Below are 20,676 nucleotides of genomic sequence, written 5' to 3' on the forward strand. Positions count from 1 at the left end.
CAATACTGTTCTCTGCAAGTACACTACTTAAAAGCTATACTTGGACTACGATATCAGGTGTCAACCGCAAATAATTCACTTTAAAGTTTGTTATTTGATTTTGCTCCCAGACCATGTTCAACATTGTAGCTATCCCACTTCTCAGCTGCCGTGGTTCTCTGTAAATATTACTAATGTTTACTCATCTTTTCTCAGCATTTTTTAATTGTGCTTATCTTAAACCCAGAAATTACAATTGTCAAGCAGATATTTAAAATTAATTTTACATATGTTCTAATCGTCTAATTCGATCTGCTAACGGTGGATGAGTATCAAATAACCGTTCCACAGAATGATGTCCCTTTTGGGGATCATTAATATACAAAGCAGCACTAGCATCATCAACATGCTGCATCGGCTGACTAGCTTGTTCTAACTTGTGCAAGGCATTAATCAACCCCTGCGGATTCCGGGTCAATTCCACACCGGAAGCATCTGCCAAGTACTCGCGATTACGAGAAATTGCCAGACGGACAATCGTTGCAATAATAGGTCCTAAAACCGCAAATAATAACCCTACTATATACAAAACAATCTGAATAATATTGTTATTATTTTCGCGTGAGTCATTTCGGTCATTGTTACTACCAAAAAGCCAACCCCAACGATACATATTACCTAGCATTGAAGAAATAAAAATAATTGCTGAAGACAAAGCTACTGAAATCGTCGATACTCGAATATCATAGTTACGAATATGCGAAATTTCATGACCTAAGACTCCTTCTAATTCTTCACGGTCCATTATCTGATACAATCCAGAAGTCACTGCCACCGCGGAGTGTTCTGGATCTCTCCCCGTAGCAAAAGCGTTAGGACTAGGATCATCGATAATATAAATATCAGGACGTGGCACCTTAGCAACCATGGCTAAATCTTCCACAATATGCCACAAGTCAGGTGCTTGCTCAACACTTTTAATTGGCTGTGCATGATTCATTTGCATCACAACACTAGTAGATTGAAAATAAATCATCACAGCATAAAATATGGTAATAACTAAAGCAATGACCACTCCACTAATGGCACTATTAAAAAATAAGTCTCCAATTACCCAGCCAATTAAACCTAAAATCACAAAGAAAATCGCAAATACTAAATAAGTCTTCCGCTTGTTCTGCGCAATTTGTTGATATAACATCGCCAATTACTCCTTAAAATTTCACTTGCGGTGCTTGTTTCTCCTCTTCTGGAATAGTTAAAAATTCCATTGGCTTAAAGTGATGAATTCCTGCTACTAAATTGCGAGGAAAAGTTTGCGTAGCAGTATTGTAATACTGCACAGCACTATTATATGCTTGCCGTGCATAGGCGACTTTGTTTTCAGTGTTCGTCAGTTCTTCCATTAACTTCCCAAATTCTTGATTAGCCTTTAAATCAGGATAATTTTCTGCTAGCGCAAATACCTGGCGTAAAGCTCCTGTCAGCATGTTATCAGCATCAACTTTATCTTGTAAATTGTCCGCACTCATCACAGAATTACGCAACCGGACTACTTCTTCTAATGTGGTTTTTTCATGAGCTGCATAACCTTTCACTGTTTCAACCAAATTAGGAATTAAATCCGTCCGCCGCTTTAATTGCACATCAATTTGGCTATGAAATTCTTGTGCTTGATTGCGTGCTCGAACTAAACCGTTATATAAAACTGCATACAAAACTATTAACGCTATGACTACAATAATCACAATTAACATTGTTGACATAAAAACTCTCCTTTAATCTATTTGGCAATATCTTAACACAAAATCAATTTGAACCCTAATATATCTGCTGACAAATCTCATTCAACAACATTTCTTCAAAAGATTAATCTTGCAAACTATTTTGTCATATATCTGATTAACAAAAAAGACTGAAATATTTATTATTCCAGCCTTCTTTATTGATAACTATTATTCTGATTGGGAAATATCAGAACTAATATTGTCTTTGGTAAAATCATGCTGCATAAATTCTTGATTTTCAATTGGCAAATGTTGCTCCAAAGTATCAAAAACCTGTACTTGAACTTGACCGCTTGTCAATGCAAAATCCAACACGTGACCACCAATCGTCAAATCTTCTGCGAGAAAATGACTATGATACCCCGCTACAGCAGCCCCATGAAATAATTCTGGTGAATAATAACTTAATAACGTACCCGAAACATTTTCCGCAGTAAATTCTTGCTGATTTTGGGCAGTTGCTAATAAAGTAGCATATGGTGGTGTTGACTTAGAAGCAGAACGCGTATGCATTTTAGCAAAGGTGCCAGTGATTTTGACCGAATAAAAAGTATTGGGAGCTTTAATTCGATCATTTAATTGTTGATATAGTTGAGCTTGCGTTAAATCAGATAATTGAGCTAAAGGTTGATAGTCAGCGTGGTGGATATTAGCAAAAGGCACCGTAAAATCACCAGGAACTTGCCGAATGTGACCGGTGCTTTGAACTTGATAAACTTGTCCTTGTAAAATTACTAACTCACCATCCAGTCCTTCTCCAGTACCAATGCCGGTATCACCATGTTGTAATAATTCTTTAATGGTTAAAGTGCCAGTTAACAAGCCCGGTACTAATAAAGCTAATGTCCCATGTTGAAATAAAACTTGTTTCATAATAATTGTGCCTCTTTTTAATAAAATTGATCAGTTAATAAATCTTGACTTAACTCTTGATTATGTGAATAATCAACAGGAATTGCCACTACTACAGGGCCTTCCTGTGCAAAAGCTTGATCTAAAACTGTTTGTAAGTCATGTTGCTTATCCACTTGTAAGCCGGTGGCACCAAAACTTTGGGCATACTGAACAAAGTCTACCGGACCAAACTTAACCCCTGCGTCATGGCCATATTTGGTTTGTTCTTGAAAACGTACCATATCATAATAGCCATCAACCCAAACCAATTGGACAATATTAGAATGCAAGCGCACAGCTGTTTCTAGTTCTTGTCCTGAAAAAAGAAAACCACCATCGCCCGCTACTGAAACTACTTTTTGCTGTGGATGTAATAATGAAGCAGCAATCGCCCAAGGCAAAGCTACACCTAGTGTTTGCATCCCATTACTAAATAAGAGATGACGTGGTTGATAACTGCGAAAATGGCGAGCCATCCAAATATAATGGCTACCAACATCTACAGTGACAATCATCGAATCATCAACATGGCGCTGGAGTTCTTCTACAATCTGTAAGGGATGTAAATCTGCAGCGCTAGTAGTTACTGGAGGAATATCTTTACGATCAAATTCAGCTTTAATTGTTTGTAATTGCTGCTTCGTCGTAGCTTTTAATTGGTAAGAATCAACAAATAATTCGGCTAAAGCCTTTAAAGTATCAGCCAAATTACCTTGTAAAACCATTTCTGGTTGATATTCTTGAGTTAGTTCTGGGGCTACACTATCCAAATTAATAATTTTGCCCGTGCGTTCTTGATTCCAGTTGCGAGCTTCATATTCAATAGGGTCATAGCCGATTGTTATAACCAAATCTGCTTTTTTAAGTAACATATCACCAGTTTGGTTATGAAATAAACCGACCCGGCCAAAAAATAAATGTTCTAATTCATGCGAAATAATACCTGCACCTTGAAAAGTTTCTACAACTGGCAGGGGAATTTTTTGTAAAAAACTGCGTAAAGCTTGGGTAGCAGCTTGATCACTAGCTCTCATCCCTGCTAAGATAACAGGTAATTGAGCTTGTTTAATTTGGGCAGCAAAATCAGCCAATTGTTGTTTAGCGGGCACGCCTTGTGCCATTGGTGGATTACGTCGCATAACTGGCCGTTTAACATCAGCGTTAATAACGTCTTGCGGAATAGAAATGAAAACAGCCCCACTTTTGGCATCTACAGCTGATTGATAAGCATTAGCGAAAGCTTCTGATAAATTATTAGGATCTTGTACTTCCACACTGTACTTAGTTACTGGCGATAAGATAACTTGGTTGGGAATACTTTGATGTGTTAACCGTGCTAAATCATCACGTTGCACTTGTCCACCCAAAGCAATTACAGGATCGCCTTCTGAGCTGGCAGTGACTAAACCGGTCGTTAAATTGGCAACTCCAGGTCCAGATGTCACAAGGACTACACCTGGCTTTCCCGTTAGCCGTCCAATTGCAGCAGCCATGAAAGCTGCATTTTGTTCATGACGCGTAATAATTAAGCGTGGCTTTTGAGGATTAGTGCTGTGTTCTAATTCTTCAAATAAGCGATCAATCTTAGCACCTGGAATCCCAAAAACATATTTGATACCGTAATTAACCATTGTTTCTACGAGGATTTGTGCCCCAGATTTAGTTACCATTTAATCAGTCCTTTATGAAAGTTAATCTATCTTTAGTAGTAACATCCAGCTTACTGAAAGTTAATAAATGTGTCAATTATTTCTTTCTGAAGTGTATTCACTCTTTATTATGTGCCCCAATTAAAGTACAATAATAAGTGGTATTTTGCTCTTTTTTCATATCTTTAAGCAAGAAGGTAAAGAAATGGCCATAATTAAGAACATCTTCACTGATAAAATGCTCTGGATTGCCGCGATTGCGGCATTACTGTCAACTATTATTAGTAAACCAGAGCTGGCCGATATCAATTTTCATACTGTCTTTTCATTATTATCTATGATGGTGTTAATTCAAATTTTTGAAAATATTGGTCTATTGCAATATTTATCTACTACTTTTACTTCTCGTGCAAAAAACACCCGACAATTAATGATTATGTTAGTTGTTTTAACGTTTTTCGGTGCTATGTTAGTAACTAATGATGTTGCAATTTTGATTATTGTACCTTTATTCTTTAAGATGGCCAAAAAGATTTCTGCTAATCACATATTTACAGTAACAATGATTGCAGCGGCTGCCAATATTGGTAGTGCTTTTACTCCTTTTGGAAATACTCACAACTTATTTTTGTTATCACATTATAATTTAAACGTTATTAACTTTTTCAAGGTCTCAGCACCTTATTCCTTTATTGGATTAGCAATTTTAGTATTAATTGCGGCACTTTTCACTAAATCCAAACCAATTGACGTCAATGTTAGTCGTTTCAGTGTTCATTTGCCAGCTTTGGTCGTGGCTTTACTTTTAACGGGTTTAGTATTTTTAGGTATTTTCAAAGTTATTCCGATTATCATTGCAGCTATAGCTACCATCGTGGTAGCATTTTTAATGAATCGAAAAATTTTATTACATGTAGACTATGCTACTATCCTAGTATTTGTCTGTTTTTTTGTGGCTGTAGGTAATTTAAGTCGTTCTACAGAAATTGCTGCTTTATTACGTGTATTAGAAGCCAATAAATATGCTACTTATTTTTCCGCTATTGGGTTTAGTCAGTTTATGAGTAACGTTCCTGCGACTATTTTAGTAGCTAAATTTACTAATAATATTGGGGCTGTCTTTTTAGGTTCTAATATCGGGGGAATTGGTACCCCTATTGCTTCTATGGCTAACTTATTAGCCTACAAACAGTTTTCTTTCTTTACGGAAAAACAAGAATCTACGAAATATTTAGGACAATCATTTCTATTCAATGTTATTCTCTTATTGATTTTAGGCATTATTGGTTGGTTCCTAGTCTAAAAAACTGCTCACATTAACAATGAGCAGTTTTTTTGTTAAATAATTTCTAATACCAGCTCGGCTTATCACCATCTGTCTGGGGTTTATTCACACCAAGGGATTCTTGGACATATTTATTAGGATCTAACACGATATCCGTTACTAAGCTAGCGATACTTTTACGAGAAACTTCAGTGCCTTTAAAGGGTTCACCTTTATGGGTAACTTCATAATCTACTTCATCTTGATCTTGTAACCACGCTGGTCTAATAATTGTATAATCAAGATTACTAGTCTCAATTACTTTGGCTGCGGCAGCATAAGTTGGCAAGTAGCTTTCGCCTAACATTTTATTATTCCACTCACCAAACTTACCTGGAACTTCATCATAAATCCCTAAAGTAGAAATCCAAATCAGCCGTGATACCTTCTGCTCTTTCATTGCAGCTACAACATTTTTAGCTTGCTGTTCAATATTATCGCCTGCTAAATTGGCATAAACAATATTTTGGAATTCCATCGCCTGCGTTAAAGTGGTTTTATCAATAACATCGCCACGAATAACTTGACCCCAAGTTTTATTTATCTCGGGTAGTTTGTTCAGATGTCGCAAATAATAGGTTAACTTAATATCTTTGTGTTGATGTAATAATTCTTCTGCTGATTGGGCAATTTTGCCACTGGCACCTAAAATTAATAAATTTGTCATTTTAAGACTTCCTCTCACTTAATAGTTCTTAATATAGACGCAAAATAACTGCTTAGCAAAAGAAAACACTTTCGAACAACAAAAAAGAAGCTGTCCAAAAACAGCTTCTCTGAGATTTATATTTATTGTTTGCGATAATCTGCTTCGATTTGGCGTTTCATTTTCTTGAAACGGCGTTTTCGAAACCAACCCATCAAAAAACCAGATGCATGGTTATTAGCATTAATAGTCGCACTTTTGCCTTGAAGCTTTTCTTCATAGGTAAATTGCATGTGCTGCTCATCAACAGCCGCAACATTATAAGATACATAGTAATCATTACGTCCAGTCTGCATCTTATAAGCATATTGTTGATTAGGCTGATAAGCCGTCACAGTCATTGTACTAACTACACCATTAGCATGTTTTCTTTTGAAGGTAAAACCTCTTAGTTGATTGGGACTAATTTTTTTACCAGTTTGTTGCTTGATATCATATAGTGAAGATTCAATTATTCTTTGAAAAAAGTAATCTACTGGAACGGCAACATTCATGGTTACTTTCACTTTTGATCGCGGTCCTTTCCTTGTTTCTTATTATCTTTAAAGAAACTAATTCCACCACTAATAGCTATGATAATGCCTGCAATCATAAATGTATAGTAAAAGGTGGGCGAATAAGAATTAAACAAAGGGCTGAGCATAATAATTAAAAATCCACCACTAATTGCAACTAAATCACGTTTTAATTGAGAATTCATGCAATTATTCCTGATTTAAATCTGCCGGATTAACTTTATTGGCCGCCTTGACGAACGGAACATATATCAAGAAACCAATAATGGCATTCACTAGTTGCAGAATTGGCGCTCTCCAATCTAAGGTTGCAAAAATAGAATTAATAAAGATTGGCATTGACCAAACATATTGTACTCTAATCGGTGCCACCCAGCCTGCAGCTAATACAAAGTAAGCAATAGTAACCATCACTACTGGAGCAATAACGAATGGAATGAAATAGATAGGATCTAACACAATTGGTAAACCAAACATTACTGGTTCATTAATATTGAAAAATCCTGGTGCAATCGCCATTTTGGCAACTGCACGTTGGTCATCACGAGTACTAAACATTAAAATGGCAATTAATAGTAATAATGTTGAACCGGCGCCACCAATCCAGGCATACAAGTCAAATGCATTACGTGTCCAGAAATATGGCAAAGCTTTATGAGCCGTAGCAGCACTGATATTAGTTAATTGAGCTGTCAACCAGATAGAATCCAAAACAGGTCCTAAAACATTAGTACCATGAATCCCAAAGAACCAAAATACTTGAACCAAAATGGTCATTAAAAGCACTGCCCCGTATCCTTGAGACATGTTCAATAACGGTGCTTGAATAGTATTAGAAATAATTTCGATAACAGTTGATTTACTCATCGTATTCACTGCCCAAGTAATAATACCACTGACATATAAGGAACCAATAGCTGGAATAATTCCAGTAAAGGCATTAGCAATTGCCGGTGGTACAGAATCAGGCATCTTAATGGTGAAGTTTTTGTGCATGAACCAAATGTAAATTGCACTCGCTAAACCACCCAAAATCATAATTGTAAAGAACCCATTAGCACCAAAGTAAGTATTAAAATTGAAAAATCCTGGTGTGGAAATCGTCTTACCACTAACAGTCGAGCCAGCATCCGTAATGGTTTTGATATCAGCTGCTGATAAGGTCTTTTTTAAAGTAATAATACTATTTTGCGGCAAAGCCATAATAAAGGTACCTAAACTAACAATTCCACCAGTAATCGGTTCAACTTTATATTGAATCGAAAGATGATAACCAAAAGTAAAGGCAAAAATCAAAGCCAAAATTGCCATTGAACCAGTCCACACTTGGACGTTAATATTGACAATTGGCTGCATCGCATTAACAAAACCTGTCCAACCAAAACGAGTTGGAATATCTCTCACAAGTGCGTTTAATAACGACGCAACTGATCCTACCATAGTAGCAGGCATCATTGCGATAAAGGCATCACGCAAGGCTACCAACCACTTAATAGATCCGATTTTAGCAGCAACAGGGACTAAGTGTTTGTTGAGCCAATTAATGAAAGCATTCATTCTATCTCACTCCTTATATTTGTACCAAATAATCTCAATCAACCAATTGGTATATTCCAATTATATAATGGATATGAGGTAAAATCAATCGCTTTCACATAAATTAGTGCATTTTTTTACCATTTTTTACTAATCGTTCCGGCAACTCAAAGTGTTGCTTCTTGTGAGTAAAATCATCTTGAAATTCTAAATAATACGCCTCTAAAGCCTGATACTCATAGCCATAGTTTAATGGACCGCCATATAAATGATCACCTACTAGCGGATGCCCTAAATAAGCAAAATGTACTCGAATCTGATGAGTACGCCCTGTGTGTAATTGAACTTTAACTAGTGTAAATTGACTAAATCGTTGCAGAACCCAATATTCTGTCCGCGCCGTTTGTCCAGTAGTAGTTACTTGGCGAGCTACTTGTTGCCCTACTCGCCCAATTGGCTGGTCAATTATGCCATGGTCATCTACTAATGTGCCTGCAACTAGGGCATAATAAAACTTTTTAATTTGACGCTTAGCTAATTGTTGGTTAGCCCAGATATTAGCTAAACGATGTTTAGCCACCAACATTAATCCTTGAGTATCACGATCTAAGCGCGTAATAATGTGTGGTACTAAGTTCACTTCTTTTTGATTTTTTAAATGGCCTTTAACGCGGTTGACTACCGTATCAAGTGGATTGTTAGGCCCAGGAACCGAGGATAAGTAAGCGGGTTTATCAATTACTAACCAGTTTGAATCTTCATAAACAATTTCTAAAGGTTGATAACTTGTTGCCACTTGCGGATTATCCACTTCGGGAGGCAAATTAATCGTCACTTGATCATGATAATTAATTTGTACTGTGGCATCCACTATTTGTCCATTGACAATAAAAGCTGCTGCAGTATGTTTCATTTCATTATATAAATGCTTACTAATACCTTGATCTGTTAAAAAACTCTTCAAAGATACAGTATTTGTTTGTTGACTGATAAAAGTAAATTTCATTGTATACCTACTATTAATTATTTAATTTCAGTTATATTTTGCACGTGAATTTTTTAATTAGCAACTAAGAGATTTTTTATTTGGTATCGTTTTAGTTTTCTTATAAAATAGTAGTGAAGACATTTTGATAAGGAGAAAGTATATGCAAAAACATATTTACTTAGCTGGAGGATTTTTTAACCCAAAGCAAAATCAATTGGTAGACCAAATTGAAACTGCCCTACAAAAAAATCCTACTATTGGCTACATTCACAGCCCACGTAATCATCAATATAAAAACGTGAGTGAAGACCATGATCCGGAAGGGATTTTTGGCAGTTACGAATGGGCTAACGAAACTTATAATAATGATTTAACAGCTATGCAATTAGCTGATTTAGGAGTTGTTGCCTGGGATAATGTTGCACCTGATACCGGAACTGCCTGGGAAATGGGTTATCTGACGGCCATCAATAAACCATTAGTTATGGTTTGTGAAGACAACAATGTGGATACTACCGGGATTAATCTCATGTTAGTCAAAAGTATCAAAGCTTATCTAACCAAACCAGCTGAGCTAGCAAAGTTTGATTTTAATCTGATTGAGACTAGTCTTTATAAGGGTAAGATTATTTAATTAGGAGGTAAAACATGACTATTCCACAAATTACTTTAAATAATAATGTTCAAATTCCCCAATTAGGGATGGGCGTTTTTAAAATGAAAGATCATGACCAATTTATCCAAGCCTTTCAATGGGCACTGGAAATTGGTTATCGCCATTTTGATACTGCTGCTATTTATGGCAATGAAAAATGGCTCGGCGAAGCTATTAAAAAATCAGGTATTAATCGGCAAGAATTATTCATTACCTCTAAACTTTGGCCTGCAGAATTTGATGATGTTTCAAAAGCTTATCATGATTCTTTATCACGCTTGGGCTTAGATTACTTAGATTTATATCTGATTCATTGGCCAGCACCAGGTTACCAACAGGCTTGGCAAGAAATGGAGAAACTATATCAAGAGCACAAAATTAGAAGTATTGGTGTTTCTAATTTTATGATTAAACATTTGGAAAAACTGCAAGAAACTGCAACTATCACGCCTGCAGTAGACCAAGTTGAACTGCATCCTTATCTGCAACGACCAGAATTATTAGATTATTTACAAAAACATAAAATTGCAGTTGAAGCTTGGGGCCCACTTGGTCAAGGTATTAATGGCGTGTTTGAAGAAGCAAGTCTGCAAGCTATTGCACAAAACCACCATAAGGGTAGCGCTCAAGTAATTTTACGCTGGCATTTACAACGCCAGACGATTATTTTCCCCAAATCAGTCCATCAAAAACGGCTGCAACAAAATTTTGATATTTTTGATTTTGAATTAACTGACTCAGAAATGGCAACTATTGCAGCATTAGACAAGAATCAGCCTAATGGCTCTGATCCTAATGATGATGAGCACTTAGCCCGCACCAAATTGCGTCCAGTCATTAATTAATGGCTGATTTTATTTGTTGAATAAATGCTTGTAATATAGGATTTTGTTCATGATTAACCCGTGATACTAAACTAATATAAAAATATATTTGCTTTGCTTCTTTTAAATCTAATGCTACGATATCATGGCTGCAAGCTGCGAGTGCTGTTTCTGTTAAAAAGCTAATGCCGCTATTTTGTTGGACCAATGTCAAAATAGTATTAAAATTAGCTGTACAAAAAAGCACCCACGGATTAAATAAATGTCGGCTCATCAACTGAGAAAAAACTTGTTGATGAGTCGATTTTTTGTCTAACAAAATAAAGGGATATTCTTGAAGTTCAGTTAAAGATACTTCCTTGTTATTGGCTAAAAGTGAGCGGCTGCTACATATAATTTTAAAATGATGCTGACAGAGAATATCAGCATTTAAATCTGGCTCAACAATAGGTTGGGCACTACCAACCAAAGAGACATCTAAATTACCCTTAATCAAATCTTGAAAAGTATGTTGTGACTCTTCTGAATATACTGTCAAATGTTCTAAGTTAGCTTGAAAAACTTTTAGATATTTTGGTTGATGTAATAGATAGTTAGTAATAATTGGCGGTAAGCCCAACTTTATTCTTGGAGTTAAGACACCTGCCATATCTTTGGATAATAAATCCATTTCATGTGTTATTTTTTGTGTATGCTCATAGAATTGTTTCCCTGCAATCGTTAAATTCATTGTCTGTCGATCTAACAAAGTTGTGCCAAATTGCTTTTCCAAACGTTTGATTGTATAAGAAATAGTTGGTTGCGTTACAGAAAAATAGCGCGCTGTTTGCGAGTAATTACGCAATTCCACTAATTTATTAAAATATAGTAAATCTTGAATGTTCATTTTTCACCTATAAATTTATTTTATTAAAACTAAGCCTTTTGACTATTGTTATTTATTAATAATATTATACAGATATTTAATATGAGGAGGAAGCATTATGGAAAACAATGGTCAAGACTTATTAAATAATCCCTTTTTAAATCGAGGCACAGCATTTAGTCTCGCCGACAGAGAAAAATTTCACTTACAAGGTCTATTACCACCAACTGTCCAGACTATCGAACAACAAGCGCAAGTAACTTATGAACAGTTTCAAAAAAAGAATTCAAATTTAGAAAAAAGAATTTTTTTGATGACTATTTTTAATACTAATCGAGTTTTATTTTTCAAACTATTTAGTCAACATATTATGGAATTTATGCCTATTGTGTATGATCCCACAATTGCTGACACAATTGAAAACTATAGTCATTTATTTGTGAATCCACAAAATGCCGCTTTTTTGTCAATTGATAATCAAGAAAACATACGTACAGCACTAAACAACGCGGCTGCAGGCCGTCAAATCAAATTAATCGTTGTCACTGATGGTGAAGCAATTTTAGGTATTGGCGATTGGGGAACTCAAGGAGTAGATATTGCGGTTGGTAAACTGATGGTTTATACAGCGGCTGCAGGGATTGATCCAGCTCAAGTATTACCCGTTGTTTTAGATGCTGGCACCAATAATCAAGCTTTATTAAATGATCCTTTGTACTTAGGTAATCACCATAAGCGAATTAAAGGTGATGCTTATCATCAATTTGTTGATAATTTTGTCAATACTGCTGAAGAATTATTTCCAGAAATGTATTTGCACTTTGAAGATTTTGGCCGTGATAATGCTGCCACTATTCTTAATCGTTATAAAGACAAAATTTTAACTTTCAATGATGACATTCAAGGTACTGGAATTATTGTTTTGTCAGGAATTTTAGGTGCGCTTAATATCAGTAACCAAAAATTAACGGAACAAAAATATCTTTGTTTTGGTGCTGGTACTGCTGGCACTGGTATTGTCAAACAAATTTATCAGGAAATGATGAACGAAGGTCTTTCAGCGCAAGAAGCTAAGGAACATTTTTATTTGGTTGACAAACAAGGATTATTGTTCGAAGATACTGCCGATTTAACTCCTGAACAAAAAATGTTTGCGAGAAAACGCAGTGAATTCAATAATTCTTCAGAATTAACCACCTTAGAAGCTGTTGTTAAAGCCATTCATCCAACAATTATGGTTGGAACGTCAACTAAACCAGGGACCTTTACCCAAGAAATTGTCAAAGAAATGGCAACTTATACTGACCGTCCAATTATCTTTCCCTTATCAAATCCCACCAAGTTAGCAGAAGCTACTGCTGCTGATCTAATTAAATGGTCAGATGGTCGAGCATTAGTTGCAACTGGAATTCCATCAAAACCGGTAGAATATCAAGGTGTAACCTATGAAATTGGACAAGCAAATAATGCGTTAGTATATCCTGGCCTAGGATTAGGAGCAATTGCTGCAAACGCTAGAGTTTTAAGCGACACTATGATTAGCGTGGCTGCTCATTCTCTAGGAGGCATTGTCGATCCCAAACAACCCGGAGCCGCCGTTTTACCACCAGTCTCTAAATTAAATATCTTCTCACAAACTGTGGCAGAAAATGTCAGCAATCAAGCCATTAAAGAAGGATTAAGTCAAAATAATTTTACCAATGGTCATGATGCTGTTTGTGCAATCAAATGGGAAGCCCAATATTAAAGTGGAGGAAAATTAATATAATGCAAGCCTTTATTACATCTTTACAAAGTGTAGCAGAAATTGTTATCGTTATTGCCCTTGGTTACTGGCTCAAAAGTGCTGGTAAAGTGGGTGAACAATTTAAGGGTAATATTTCTTTTGTCATTATGAATATCGCGTTACCTGCTTCAATCTTTGTTTCTGTATTAAAATATCTTACCCGTGACAAATTAATCGGATTAACTGGCGGTCTGGTTTATGCATTTGCCAGTTTTGCTGCGAGCTATTTATTAGCGTGGTTATTGACCAAACTTTTAAAAATTCGTAAAGGGCGTCGCGGTACGTTCATCAACATGTTTGCGAACGCTAATACTATTTTTATTGGTTTACCATTGAATCTAGCTTTATTTGGTCAAAAGAGTCTACCCTATTTTTTGGTTTATTATGTGGTTAATACGGTTTCCACTTGGGCGATTGGTGTTTTCTTTATTTCTGCAGATGATCCAACCATTACTCAAGGCACAAAAAAAGAATTTAATTGGAAGAAATTATTGCCTGCTCCCTTAGTTGGCTTTATAGTTTCTTTAGTGTTCTTATTATTAGCTATTCCTATTCCTGGTTGGATTAATTCAACTCTCAGTATGATTGGTGGTATTGTTACACCGATGTCATTAATTTATATTGGTATTATTTTGGCAGATGCTGGTTTGAAATCAATCCGTTTTGATCGTGATACTATTTGGGCTTTAATGGGGCGTTTCGTTTTTGCACCGGCGTTAATGATTTTATTTATTTTATTAGGCAGCAAAATGGGAGCTCACATGCCTAACATGGAGCAAAGCACGTTGGTAATTCAAGCGGCTACTCCTGGTTTGGCCGTTTTGCCGATTTTAGTCGGTCAAGCTCATGGGGATGTTAGATATGCCACAAATGTTGTTACTACTAGTACTGTTTTATTCGTTATTGTAGTACCTATTTTAATGCAAGTAATTAACTTAATATTTTAATTAAAATTAAACAACAAAAATAAAGGTCTAATTGAGAGACCTTTATTTTTGTATTGTTAAGCTTAATTGCTTTTAAAACAATATCGGCAATTAAAACTGCGCAATTATTAATCTTCCACTAATTATTTTGACTTACCTCTAAAACTATATCCTATATTTAATTATTCTTTTGTACAATGAACATTATATAACTAATACAAGAAAAGTTAACCTAAAAATCCCAAATAGTCATTTATACTAGTAGTAATCATAATCAACTACTAAAGAAAAGACTATTTTGAATAATTTACTTTAACATAGTTTGACTTAAGAATTATATATCTTTTACAACAAACTAACAATAAATAATAGACAATATTGGTATAGCTAGGTCACAATACCTATGATAAATTACAGATAATTTAGTATAGATTCTAGCCTTAGTTCTTAAAATGGGATTTGTAGCATTTTATGCAACATTTTTTAAACGTTAAAGTATTGATATAATCTGACTTAGTCATTCTTATTTATGTTAGAAAGATGACAGCAATGAGTATTTTAACTGCAAGCTACTATTTTTTAAAACTAACATCAATTATTAGAAACTATCATAATACAATCTACAATGAAAATTTTAGAGACTGCTCGAATTAATCTTGTAATCTACTATATAATAAATAACTATTGGTTATTTGATTTACTTATATAAATAAAAATTAATTCACAGTATAGTACAAAAAAGCACAAAATTCATAAGACTAAACAAATAGTGGTTCTAAATATTTGTCACACCATTCGTTGATTTTATCAATATCTGGTTCGTTATCTATTGGAGCTTTTTTAATTAGTTTGTCATCAACATTGAACAAGCCTTGCTGACCTTTAACTGCAAAAGGATAGATACTATACACTGGGTCAATAACCCATTCAAATTGATGATCAGCCAATTTATTAACAGCTTTCAAATCAACTACTAATAAAGCGTGGCCGGGAATAGTATCTTTAATTTTTCTTGCAGTCGAACAAATTAGCAATGGTCCACGATAGTTGGTTGACCAGCTGCGATATTCTTTTGTCTTATCGCCAATCATAATTAAAAAAGCATAGTCTGGCCTGATACTTAAAGCTTTCATATAAAGCCCTCCTGAAATTTGACAAAGTATTATCTCATAATCTTAAAGATCGATAAAAAATTTTAAAATTCGGGTTTAATATTTTTAACAGAATAAAGAAAAAATACTCTACTAATTATTTTGACTTACCTCTAAAACTTAAGATTCTGTTATACATTCTGTTATTTTGGTCTTACACTTATAATTTTGACTTACCTCTAAAACGTAACTTTGTGGTAACAAAAAGGAGTAATTGGTCTTACACTTATAATTTTGACTTACCTCTAAAACAACATAATGTTTCCTTTCCAAATTTAATGGGGTCTTACACTTATAATTTTGACTTACCTCTAAAACAATACCAGCGTCAACCACACGGTCGATGATGGTCTTACACTTATAATTTTGACTTACCTCTAAAACATTGATTCATCGACGACTATAAATGTGCTTGGTCTTACACTTATAATTTTGACTTACCTCTAAAACTGACCATTACTGTCATATCTTTTACTAGTGGGTCTTACACTTATAATTTTGACTTACCTCTAAAACCATATTTTTCTTATCCCCTTATCAATTTATGGTCTTACACTTATAATTTTGACTTACCTCTAAAACACAAAATTCTCTCTCACAAATCCATCTGCTGGTCTTACACTTATAATTTTGACTTACCTCTAAAACGCTAGCGAATCGGTTGGCTACTATATAACAGGTCTTACACTTATAATTTTGACTTACCTCTAAAACTAGTCAATATCAGTGCCCCTTGCCTTGTTTGGTCTTACACTTATAATTTTGACTTACCTCTAAAACTCAATAGTCTCACGCAAGTAGCTGTTAGCAGGTCTTACACTTATAATTTTGACTTACCTCTAAAACTATCTTTAAACAAAGCAGCTAAACCACTTAGGTCTTACACTTATAATTTTGACTTACCTCTAAAACATCTGAGACAATATCATCCACGCGCGAATTGGTCTTACACTTATAATTTTGACTTACCTCTAAAACTGTGCACCATAAGGTCCTTTTCTTCTCTGAGGTCTTACACTTATAATTTTGACTTACCTCTAAAACTTGTAACCATTGCCCAACCTTTGCCGTATGGGTCTTACACTTATAATTTTGACTTACCTCTAAAACAATTCCTTTGAATGCATCGGCTGCACGTTTGGTCTTACACTTATAATTTTGACTTACCTCTAAAACGCCCGCCTAGTTTTTATATATAGTAACTATGGTCTTACACTTATAATTTTGACTTACCTCTAAAACTATCTTTAAACAAAGCAGCTAAACCACTTAGGTCTTACACTTATAATTTTGACTTACCTCTAAAACATCTGAGACAATATCATCCACGCGCGAATTGGTCTTACACTTATAATTTTGACTTACCTCTAAAACTGTGCACCATAAGGTCCTTTCTTCTCTGAGGTCTTACACTTATAATTTTGACTTACCTCTAAAACTTGTAACCATTGCCCAACCTTTGCCGTATGGGTCTTACACTTATAATTTTGACTTACCTCTAAAACAATTCCTTTGAATGCATCGGCTGCACGTTTGGTCTTACACTTATAATTTTGACTTACCTCTAAAACGCCCGCCTAGTTTTTATATATAGTAACTATGGTCTTACACTTATAATTTTGACTTACCTCTAAAACATTGACCATGATAACAGTTCTATTCGTGGCGGTCTTACACTTATAATTTTGACTTACCTCTAAAACACGAAGCTGTTAAGCTAGCGCTAGTTGCTGGGTCTTACACTTATAATTTTGACTTACCTCTAAAACAAACTACCAGTAAAAATGGCAAGCCAATTCGGTCTTACACTTATAATTTTGACTTACCTCTAAAACAATGAATTTGACCATGTTCACGTTGCTTTTGGTCTTACACTTATAATTTTGACTTACCTCTAAAACTTTAAACTTTTCACTAATGTTGTAATTGCTGGTCTTACACTTATAATTTTGACTTACCTCTAAAACCCAAAGGAAGAACAACTAACTACCGATGATGGTCTTACACTTATAATTTTGACTTACCTCTAAAACCATTTATTGCGGAACAAGATAGCGTTGCAGGGTCTTACACTTATAATTTTGACTTACCTCTAAAACTCGTTACTTGTTGAATATATAGCTTTTACAGGTCTTACACTTATAATTTTGACTTACCTCTAAAACTGTAAAATTGGATCTGACTCAGGCACATTTGGTCTTACACTTATAATTTTGACTTACCTCTAAAACTACCGTTTCATAGATTGATAAGTTAACTACGGTCTTACACTTATAATTTTGACTTACCTCTAAAACAATCGGTACGATTATCCATGATATATTTAAGGTCTTACACTTATAATTTTGACTTACCTCTAAAACTATTGTGTAATGGCGGGCGATTAAAATAAAGGTCTTACACTTATAATTTTGACTTACCTCTAAAACCCCTGAGCATGGCATAAAAAGGCTTGTTTTGGTCTTACACTTATAATTTTGACTTACCTCTAAAACCGTCGCCTTTTTTGCCAAACGAAGTGACTTGGTCTTACACTTATAATTTTGACTTACCTCTAAAACTATGCCGTTCAATTTATGACTAGCAGAAATGGTCTTACACTTATAATTTTGACTTACCTCTAAAACATAAATATTTATCCAAGGTGGCGATTAATGGGTCTTACACTTATAATTTTGACTTACCTCTAAAACAAATTCTATTGCTTCTAAGCAATTATTATAGGTCTTACACTTATAATTTTGACTTACCTCTAAAACAGGATTTTGCTGATGTTAATGACCCTAATAGGTCTTACACTTATAATTTTGACTTACCTCTAAAACCCAATAGACCATTTACTTAAATTATCCATGGGTCTTACACTTATAATTTTGACTTACCTCTAAAACATTTGTATTTACCTCCTTTCCTCAAGATTTGGTCTTACACTTATAATTTTGACTTACCTCTAAAACAAATCCTAAGGATTAGCAAGGCTAAAGGAGGGTCTTACACTTATAATTTTGACTTACCTCTAAAACATGGGCATGGAGCACCTGATTCTTCTACCCGGTCTTACACTTATAATTTTGACTTACCTCTAAAACCCGTAGCGTTGGGTTTAAGTTGACTTAAAAGGTCTTACACTTATAATTTTGACTTACCTCTAAAACCGTCCAAATTTAATCCAATTTTAATATTCATACATAAAACCATCAGTATCAATCGCAAATCTGGACAGTCCACGTATATCACCTCCTAGACTTCTAACATTATCAATTAGTACTATTTTAACATTTTTCGAAACTGCTGTATCGATAATTTCTTGGATTTCTTCTGCATTAAATAATGAATTTAAGCCTGCCACAATCAAGACTGTGGCTAATTTTAGTTCCGCAATAATCTCAATAACTCCAATCATCTTATCCAATACATCTGTCCATTCAAACATATCAATTTTTAACTCTTTCGACAGCAATAAACTATTAATATCCAAATTATTGCGAAACGATAAAGGCATTTGCCAGCCGGCAATTTCATTAAAAAGAATCCGATTTAAATCTTGATTAAGTTGTTGAATTTCATTAATTTGTGTCAGTTCAAGAGACTTTTTCATAATCGGTAAAATTTTTTGCAGAGTGGCATTACTATTAATGTCAAAAGCAAAAACATCAGTAATTACTTGAATATCGCGATAATTTATTAATTCATTATTAGTAAATAAGTGTAGCAGGCGATGATCCGAAACTAAATCAAAAACAACTTTTCGATATTCAAATTGATCGGCCAAATAAAGGCTGAGTGCATTGTGGGAACTATCAATTGGGTCATTAGGATAATAAACTAGTCGAAAACTCATATAATTGTTAGCCTTTCAAACTTATCTTCTAAAATATTAGGATCTTGACCAGTCAAATAACGAATATTAGCGTATTGTTTTTCAGTAATAATTAATGATTGCACTAAACCACGAGGTGGTGCTTGCTTGGCAATACGCTCTTCCATAAATTCAGCTGCTGGTTTATTAACTGCAATTCTGCCATAAATAGATTCTTGGATCATTAAAAAGCCTTCGTTAATTAACACTTTGCGAAATTGTCGATAATTACGCCGATCGGTACTCGTCTCTACTGGTAAGTCAAACATAATTATTAAACGCATAACTCGTTGCCTCATTTCTTCTGCTCCGTTAAATCAAAGGTAGTTAGCCGTTGAATACTACTTTCTCCATTTAAAACATGCAAGCAGTCACGCACATAGGCAGTAATTGCATTTTGTAGAATCATCTGTTTACCACCAAAAGTAATCTCTGTATTTAATAAATCAACTAATTCTAATTTGGCATATTTAAGATTAGGCTCTTTGCGCAATTCATAAACTTTTTGATCAATTATTTGCCGAAAAGGTTCCATCAAGTCAGAAGAGAGATTAAAAGTGTTTTTAATACTGTGATGATGAATACCTAATTCAGTTAAATAGCCTTGAGCGGTAATTTCCCGATTAAAGTTAGATAATAAAATAGAATAACCATAATTTAAGTACGTATTAATTTGTGAATCTTGTCCACGACTGAAACTATTGCCAAACAATTTAGTAAAATACTTCCGTGCAATTACCGCTTCACGATTAGTTTCATCATTAAATACTATTTGCTCAATTTCTTGTTGAATTTCCTGCTCATCATCTAAAAGTTGTAATTGTAATAAGAGTTGATTTTGGTTAATCATTTTTTGGCGAACAACGTGTGTCCATAGTTCTTGTTTGGCATTGATGGACCAATTAATTTGATTTTCGATAGTTTGATTACGGTTATTATAAGAATAATAACCGTCAACTTCTGCACAAGGATTATAGTCCTTATCACAAAAAATTAATTTAATATTATTTTCAACTAATTTTTGTACTAAAAAGGCTGTAATTGTTACCTGAGTACTTTGCAGTACAATAGTTGCAATATCCACCAAAGGAAATTCATATAATTGCAGATGATCTGTTTGAATTAGTAATTTATTAGCTTTATAAGATAATTTGGAGTGGTTGGTAATCACAATTTGCCGCCAAGCCATGTTAACTCCCCCTTGACAATTTTGTCATATCGTTTTATTCTTT

The 20,676-nt window shown here is 34.5% G+C and carries 19 protein-coding genes and 1 CRISPR repeat array; of the genes, 5 read left to right on the forward strand and 14 right to left on the reverse strand.

Annotated features, from left to right (window positions below):
• Window positions 1-262: 262 nt before the first annotated feature.
• The 4 genes from htpX to alsS all read right to left on the reverse strand — a co-directional run bounded on the left by htpX (window position 263) and on the right by alsS (window position 4,330).
• Complete coding sequence (gene htpX, locus DS830_RS05580) at window positions 263-1,180, reverse strand: zinc metalloprotease HtpX (protein ID WP_118908569.1); 918 nt, start codon at window positions 1,178-1,180, stop codon at window positions 263-265.
• A gap of 13 nt (window positions 1,181-1,193) precedes the next feature.
• Entirely contained in the window at window positions 1,194-1,745 is a 552-nt protein-coding gene (locus DS830_RS05585) for a LemA family protein (protein ID WP_118908570.1), read from the reverse strand.
• Window positions 1,746-1,934: 189 nt separating this feature from the next.
• A complete protein-coding gene (gene budA, locus DS830_RS05590) occupies window positions 1,935-2,639 on the reverse strand; it encodes an acetolactate decarboxylase (protein ID WP_118908571.1) in 705 nt (234 codons plus the stop codon).
• A 17-nt stretch (window positions 2,640-2,656) separates the two neighbouring features.
• Window positions 2,657-4,330, reverse strand: coding sequence for an acetolactate synthase AlsS (gene alsS / locus DS830_RS05595; protein ID WP_118908572.1), 1,674 nt, complete (start codon window positions 4,328-4,330; stop codon window positions 2,657-2,659).
• A gap of 184 nt (window positions 4,331-4,514) precedes the next feature.
• Here alsS and DS830_RS05600 point away from each other — a divergent pair, with 184 nt between their 5' ends.
• Complete coding sequence (locus DS830_RS05600; RefSeq protein ID WP_118900926.1) at window positions 4,515-5,612, forward strand: SLC13 family permease; 1,098 nt, start codon at window positions 4,515-4,517, stop codon at window positions 5,610-5,612.
• A gap of 46 nt (window positions 5,613-5,658) precedes the next feature.
• Here DS830_RS05600 and DS830_RS05605 read toward each other — a convergent pair whose 3' ends face one another.
• The 5 genes from DS830_RS05605 to DS830_RS05625 form a co-directional block, all read right to left on the reverse strand.
• On the reverse strand, window positions 5,659-6,300 hold the full coding sequence (locus DS830_RS05605) for an SDR family oxidoreductase (RefSeq protein WP_118908573.1): 642 nt from the start codon (window positions 6,298-6,300) through the stop codon (window positions 5,659-5,661).
• A 122-nt stretch (window positions 6,301-6,422) separates the two neighbouring features.
• Window positions 6,423-6,845, reverse strand: a complete 423-nt coding sequence (locus DS830_RS05610; protein ID WP_162887531.1) for a DUF3284 domain-containing protein — start codon at window positions 6,843-6,845, stop codon at window positions 6,423-6,425.
• Window positions 6,842-7,039, reverse strand: coding sequence for a hypothetical protein (locus DS830_RS05615; RefSeq protein ID WP_118900921.1), 198 nt, complete (start codon window positions 7,037-7,039; stop codon window positions 6,842-6,844). Before DS830_RS05615 ends, DS830_RS05610 begins: the two co-directional genes overlap by 4 nt.
• 4 nt (window positions 7,040-7,043) lie before the next feature.
• Entirely contained in the window at window positions 7,044-8,411 is a 1,368-nt protein-coding gene (locus tag DS830_RS05620) for a PTS sugar transporter subunit IIC (protein WP_118900919.1), read from the reverse strand.
• A 103-nt stretch (window positions 8,412-8,514) separates the two neighbouring features.
• The gene (locus DS830_RS05625; RefSeq protein WP_118908574.1) at window positions 8,515-9,396 is read right to left on the reverse strand and encodes an RluA family pseudouridine synthase; all 882 of its coding nucleotides are present in this window, start codon (window positions 9,394-9,396) and stop codon (window positions 8,515-8,517) included.
• A 142-nt stretch (window positions 9,397-9,538) separates the two neighbouring features.
• Here DS830_RS05625 and DS830_RS05630 point away from each other — a divergent pair, with 142 nt between their 5' ends.
• On the forward strand, window positions 9,539-10,012 hold the full coding sequence (locus tag DS830_RS05630; RefSeq protein WP_118908575.1) for a nucleoside 2-deoxyribosyltransferase: 474 nt from the start codon (window positions 9,539-9,541) through the stop codon (window positions 10,010-10,012).
• A gap of 14 nt (window positions 10,013-10,026) precedes the next feature.
• Complete coding sequence (locus tag DS830_RS05635) at window positions 10,027-10,878, forward strand: aldo/keto reductase (protein WP_118908576.1); 852 nt, start codon at window positions 10,027-10,029, stop codon at window positions 10,876-10,878.
• On the opposite strand, the gene DS830_RS05640 is transcribed toward DS830_RS05635, so the two are convergent.
• Window positions 10,871-11,743 (reverse strand): LysR family transcriptional regulator, encoded by an 873-nt coding sequence (locus DS830_RS05640; RefSeq protein WP_118908577.1) that lies wholly within the window; start codon window positions 11,741-11,743, stop codon window positions 10,871-10,873. The genes DS830_RS05635 and DS830_RS05640 overlap by 8 nt on opposite strands.
• A 97-nt stretch (window positions 11,744-11,840) precedes the next feature.
• Between DS830_RS05640 and DS830_RS05645 the strand changes: the two genes are divergently transcribed.
• Together DS830_RS05645 and DS830_RS05650 are read left to right on the forward strand one after the other, a co-directional pair.
• A complete protein-coding gene (locus DS830_RS05645) occupies window positions 11,841-13,469 on the forward strand; it encodes a malolactic enzyme (protein ID WP_118908578.1) in 1,629 nt (542 codons plus the stop codon).
• A 20-nt stretch (window positions 13,470-13,489) separates the two neighbouring features.
• Window positions 13,490-14,455 (forward strand): AEC family transporter, encoded by a 966-nt coding sequence (locus DS830_RS05650; protein WP_118908579.1) that lies wholly within the window; start codon window positions 13,490-13,492, stop codon window positions 14,453-14,455.
• Window positions 14,456-15,192: 737 nt separating this feature from the next.
• Here the strand turns inward: DS830_RS05650 and DS830_RS05655 are convergent.
• From DS830_RS05655 to cas1, 4 genes are all read right to left on the reverse strand, one after another.
• Complete coding sequence (locus tag DS830_RS05655; protein ID WP_118908580.1) at window positions 15,193-15,567, reverse strand: ASCH domain-containing protein; 375 nt, start codon at window positions 15,565-15,567, stop codon at window positions 15,193-15,195.
• Between the two features lie 168 nt (window positions 15,568-15,735).
• Window positions 15,736-18,740: direct repeats of the CRISPR family, unit length 36 nt; unit sequence GGTCTTACACTTATAATTTTGACTTACCTCTAAAAC.
• Window positions 18,741-18,760: 20 nt separating this feature from the next.
• Window positions 18,761-19,426, reverse strand: a complete 666-nt coding sequence (gene csn2 / locus DS830_RS05660) for a type II-A CRISPR-associated protein Csn2 (protein WP_118908581.1) — start codon at window positions 19,424-19,426, stop codon at window positions 18,761-18,763.
• Window positions 19,423-19,728, reverse strand: a complete 306-nt coding sequence (gene cas2, locus DS830_RS05665) for a CRISPR-associated endonuclease Cas2 (protein WP_118908582.1) — start codon at window positions 19,726-19,728, stop codon at window positions 19,423-19,425. Before cas2 ends, csn2 begins: the two co-directional genes overlap by 4 nt.
• An 11-nt stretch (window positions 19,729-19,739) precedes the next feature.
• Window positions 19,740-20,633: a type II CRISPR-associated endonuclease Cas1 gene (gene cas1, locus DS830_RS05670; protein ID WP_118908583.1), complete on the reverse strand. Its 894-nt coding sequence runs from the start codon at window positions 20,631-20,633 to the stop codon at window positions 19,740-19,742.
• Between the last annotated feature and the right edge of the window lie 43 nt (window positions 20,634-20,676).

It is taken from the genome of Bombilactobacillus bombi, assembly GCF_003522965.1.
GTDB classification, from domain to species: Bacteria; Bacillota; Bacilli; order Lactobacillales; family Lactobacillaceae; genus Bombilactobacillus; species Bombilactobacillus bombi.